The sequence below is a fragment of the Acidisoma sp. C75 genome (assembly GCF_054665095.1).
On sequence record NZ_BAAFHD010000026.1, the window covers coordinates 1 to 4,213 of the forward strand.

4 protein-coding genes are annotated in these 4,213 nt (G+C 67.5%); 3 read left to right on the forward strand and 1 reads right to left on the reverse strand.

Annotated elements, in window-relative coordinates; all coding sequences use genetic code 11:
- Positions 1 to 531 precede the first annotated feature (531 nt).
- The 3 genes from fghA to ACYQ7X_RS17360 all read left to right on the forward strand — a co-directional run bounded on the left by fghA (position 532) and on the right by ACYQ7X_RS17360 (position 2,955).
- Positions 532 to 1,392 carry an S-formylglutathione hydrolase gene (gene fghA, locus ACYQ7X_RS17350; protein ID WP_459698333.1) on the forward strand — a complete coding sequence of 287 codons (861 nt, stop codon included), beginning with the start codon at positions 532 to 534 and terminating at the stop codon, positions 1,390 to 1,392.
- Between the two features lie 85 nt (positions 1,393 to 1,477).
- The gene (locus tag ACYQ7X_RS17355) at positions 1,478 to 2,416 is read left to right on the forward strand and encodes a YihY/virulence factor BrkB family protein (RefSeq protein WP_459698330.1); all 939 of its coding nucleotides are present in this window, start codon (positions 1,478 to 1,480) and stop codon (positions 2,414 to 2,416) included.
- On the forward strand, positions 2,413 to 2,955 hold the full coding sequence (locus ACYQ7X_RS17360) for a hypothetical protein (RefSeq protein ID WP_459698331.1): 543 nt from the start codon (positions 2,413 to 2,415) through the stop codon (positions 2,953 to 2,955). The genes ACYQ7X_RS17355 and ACYQ7X_RS17360 overlap by 4 nt, the downstream gene beginning before the upstream one ends.
- Positions 2,956 to 3,087: 132 nt before the next feature.
- Here the strand turns inward: ACYQ7X_RS17360 and ACYQ7X_RS17365 are convergent.
- The coding region (locus ACYQ7X_RS17365; protein WP_459698332.1) for a MurT ligase domain-containing protein at positions 3,088 to 4,213 on the reverse strand (1,126 nt) is incomplete at its 5' end.

Sequence of the window (4,213 nt, forward strand, 5' to 3'; positions counted from 1 at the left end):
TGGCGGGCGAGGCTCGTCTTCTGCGAATCCCGGCGATTCCGTCCGCGCATGGCCTTCCACGCGCGATCGTCCCGCCCGACACGCGCTCTTGAATCCTGCACCCATCCTACCTGCGTTGCGAAGCGGCCCACCGGCCTCCCACGTCGATCGCCAACAATAACCGTCGAAGGCTTCCCCCCGGGGATCTGCACCACCGTTTCGAGCAGAGTGCCGACAGCCCAAAGGAAGCGGCGCATGCAGGATCGTCGCGTCAGCTCCTATGCCCCGGAGAACACGACTCTCGCCCGCAGCCTCGGCGTCATCAATCTCGGTCTCGGCCTGATCGATTTCTTCGGCCGCTGGCAGGCGGGCTGTTGCTGGCAGGGGTCATTGCCGCGCTTGATCTTCTGCTGGTCGGGCGGCTGCACAGCAAGGCCGGGGAGCGCACGCGCCGCGGGGGGTGAGCGTGCAGGCCGAGGATGCTTGACAGGGGGCGCCCGGCCCGCCTACCGGCGGCCGAGCCGCCGCAACCTCCGCCCCGAAGGTCCCTCGATGAGCCCAGCACCCGCCCCCGTCCTCGAGACTGTCTCTCTTGCCTGTGCCCATGGCGGCCGCCAAGGCGTCTATCGCCACGCATCGGCCGAGACCGGAACAGCGATGACCTTCGCGGTCTTCGAGCCGCCGCAGGCAGCTGCGCGCCCGGTGCCCGTGCTCTGGTTTCTCTCGGGTCTTACCTGCACGCATGCGAATTGCATGGACAAGGGCGAATATCGCCGCCTGGCCGCGGAACTCGGCCTGATGATCGTGCTGCCCGATACCTCGCCACGCGGCCCTGGGGTGCCGGACGAGCCGGAGAACTGGCAGTTCGGCCAAGGGGCGGGCTTCTACCTCGATGCGATGCAAGAGCCCTTCGCGCGCAGCTATCGCATGTATTCCTACGTGACGCGGGAATTGCCGGCGCTGATCGGCGCGCAATTCCCGGCGGATCTCGCGCGCCAAGGCATCACCGGCCATTCGATGGGCGGCCACGGCGCGCTGACGATCGCGCTCAAAAACCCTGACACCTTCCGCAGCGCCTCTGCCTTCGCGCCGATCGTGCGGCCCGGGCTCGCCGATTGGTCCCGCCCCGCGCTCGGCAAGTATCTCGGCGCGGACGAGGCGCATTGGCGCCCCTACGATACCTGCCTGTTGATCGAGGATGGCCATCGCTTCCCCGAGATGCTGATCGACCAGGGGGCGGCCGATCCATTCCTCGAAGGCGGGCTGATGCCTGAGGAGTTGCGCCGCACCGCGGAGCGGCACGGCCAGCCGATCCGGCTGCGCCTGCATCAGGGCTACGATCACTCCTACTTCTTCATCTCGACCTTCATGGACGACCATCTGCGCTGGCACGCCGAACGCCTGAGGGGTTGAGGCGACCCTGCCTTGACGCTTCCGCCCGAGACAACATGTGCCCCTAGGCGGCGGATGGCCGCGGGGGCGCAGCAAAGGCGAGGCGATGTCTTTTCTGGAGAAAGTCACGTCGAACGGCGTCGTCCAACTGGCGCGCGGCACGATCGACGGCTTCATGGAGGATAATTGCCTCAGCCGCGGTGCAGCCATCGCCTATTTCACGATCTTTTCACTCGCCCCGATCCTCGTCGTCGCGATTGCGATCGCAGGTTTCGTCTTCGGCGAGGATGCGGCGCGCGGCGTCGTCTTCACGAAGCTGCGCGGTCTGCTGGGCAATGATGCGGCAGGGCTTGTGCAATCGATGATCCAGAGCGCCGCCAATCGCAAAAGCGGCATCATCGCGACGGCGTTTTCGATCGTCATGCTGCTGATCACGGCGAGCGGCGTCTTTGGCGAGTTGCAATCCTCGCTCAACACGATCTGGAAGACAGATTCTTCTGAACATGGAACGGTATCCCGCCTCATCAAGGCGCGGGCGCAAAGCCTAGGTCTTGTCGTAACCTTGGGCTTTCTGCTGCTCGTTTCGCTCGCGATCAGTGCGGCGCTGAGCGCTGCCTGGAACCACATCAATCGCGTCGTGCCAGGGGCGGGGTTCATGCTGCAGGCGGTCAACATCGGGCTTTCACTGCTGTTCACGACGGTACTTTTCGCGGCCGTCTACAAGGTGCTGCCGGATCGCGCGCTCAAATGGCAGGACGTGCTGGCTGGCTCCTTCTTCACAGCGCTGCTCTATACCCTCGGCAAAGCGGCAATCGCGCTCTATATCGGATCGAGCGGCATCGCTTCCTCCTATGGTGCGGCGGGGGCGCTCGTGATTCTGCTGCTCTGGGTCTATTATTCGGCGCAGATCTTCCTGCTCGGGGCGGAATTCACCAAGGTGTATGCGATGCATCACGGCAGCCTGCGTGGCCTGCATCTGCCCTTTGGCCTCCACCTGCGGCAGGGAAGGGCGCGGGCCGCTACGCGCCCGCCGCCTGCGCCGTGACACGCGTCCGTTTTGGCCTTCTGGCAATCGGGCTCGCCCTTACGCTCGCCGCCGGCCCCGCGGTCGCCGCACCCGTCTCACCCCCACGCATGGTGAGCCGGGCCACCGCCGGCCCCTGGGCGATGCTGGAGCAGGTGACGAAAGCGCGGCCACCGTCGGTCGGCTGCCTCGCGGTGCAGCGGGAAGCGGCGGTCGGTCTGCGCGATACCGGGGCTGGGCCGCTCTTCATGATGGCAAATGCGCATTGGGATCTGCCGGCGCGGCTTGCGGCGGCGTTTCGTATCAGTATCGGTCATGACGCCTTCGTCCTGCCAGCGGTGAGGATAACCTCGGACACGGCGGCGGCGTCGCTCAGCGCGGGTGACTTCGCGGCGCTGACGCATGCGATGCAGGCGGGCTCGGCCTCTGGGCAGGTGATGCGGGTGACGCTTTTTCCCGGCATGCCGGTGCGGGTGGCGCTGACCGGGTTCAGCGCAATCTTGCCGGCCTTTGGCGCCTGCCGCCAGCAGCTCTGCTCAAGTGCCGGGGCGACACGATGACCAGCCGCGGTGGGTCGAGGAAGGCTGGTTGACGATAATGAGGTGACGCGCCCACCGTCGGAGCGCGGGAGAGGGCTCTGCCAGCCACCGGCGAGAGCGGTGCCGGTTCGCTTTCGCGCCCTTCAAGCCGCTCTATGCCCGATGCGCCGCGGAAAGGTGCTCCAGCCCGTCATCCAGCGGCTCGAAGGGCGAAAAGCCCCGCCGTTCGGCGACCCAGCCGAGCATCACCTCCGCGAGGTCAGGGTTTCGCGCGAGTACCGGACCGTGCGCATAGGTGCCGATGGTGCGGTGAAGCACGAGACCCTCGTCGGCCGAGCCTTCCGGCCCATTACCATTCCCCCACAGCACCGATCCAAAAGGCCGCGCCCCGTCGAGCAGGGCGCTGCAGCCGCGATGGTTCTCGAAGCCAACGAGCGGCTCCGCCAGCAGCGTGCTGCGCACGCCAATTCCGCCAACCAGCCTCCGGGCACCCGGCCGGGTCACGAGTGGCAGGAGGCCCAACCCCGCCACCTCTTCCGCGCCGAGCGGCAGGGACTGGCCGTAAAGCTGGAAGCCTCCGCATACCAGGAGCGCCGGCACGCCATCCTCCAGCATCGCCTTGAGCGCGGCCCGCAATGGCCGAAGCGCCGCGAGCGCGAGGCGCTGGCCGCGATCCTCCCCGCCGCCAAGGAGCAGAACGTCGATTTGCGCACCCAGCGTGTCTCCCGCTGCCACGCGGATGACCGAGGCGGAGACGCCCCGCCATTCCAGGCGCCGCTGCAGCACGACGGCATTGCCGCTATCGGCATAGGTGCCGAGCTGATCCGGGCAAAGCAGGCCGATCCGCACCACCTTTTGCCGGCAGGCGCGGGGCCGATGCACGGGCAGGCGGGCCGCGGCCAGAGGCTCACCCGCGGCCGCGGTGCCGCGCCGGGAAGAGGCGCGCGGTCGCGACAAGGCGCGCAAGAGCTTCAGCGCGGGGGCGAGATTGCTGTAGGTCGCGACGACGAGAACCCGCCCGCCGGGCGGCGTTCGCGCGAGGGCTGCGGCGAAGGCCTCCGCCTTGTGGGAGAAGGCTTGCGCTTCCTGCACCGCAGGCTCGTAGCGCAGGCGGATGAGCATTTCGAGCGCTCGTTCTCCCGCCACCATCGCGTAGCGCACGCCGCGGAGGTCTATGTCCCAGAACCAGGACACATCCCGTCCGTCGGCCAGGCGGTTGCTCATCAGAAACAGGTGCGTGTCCGCCGGATGCTGCGCGAGATTCCAACGCAGGCTCGCC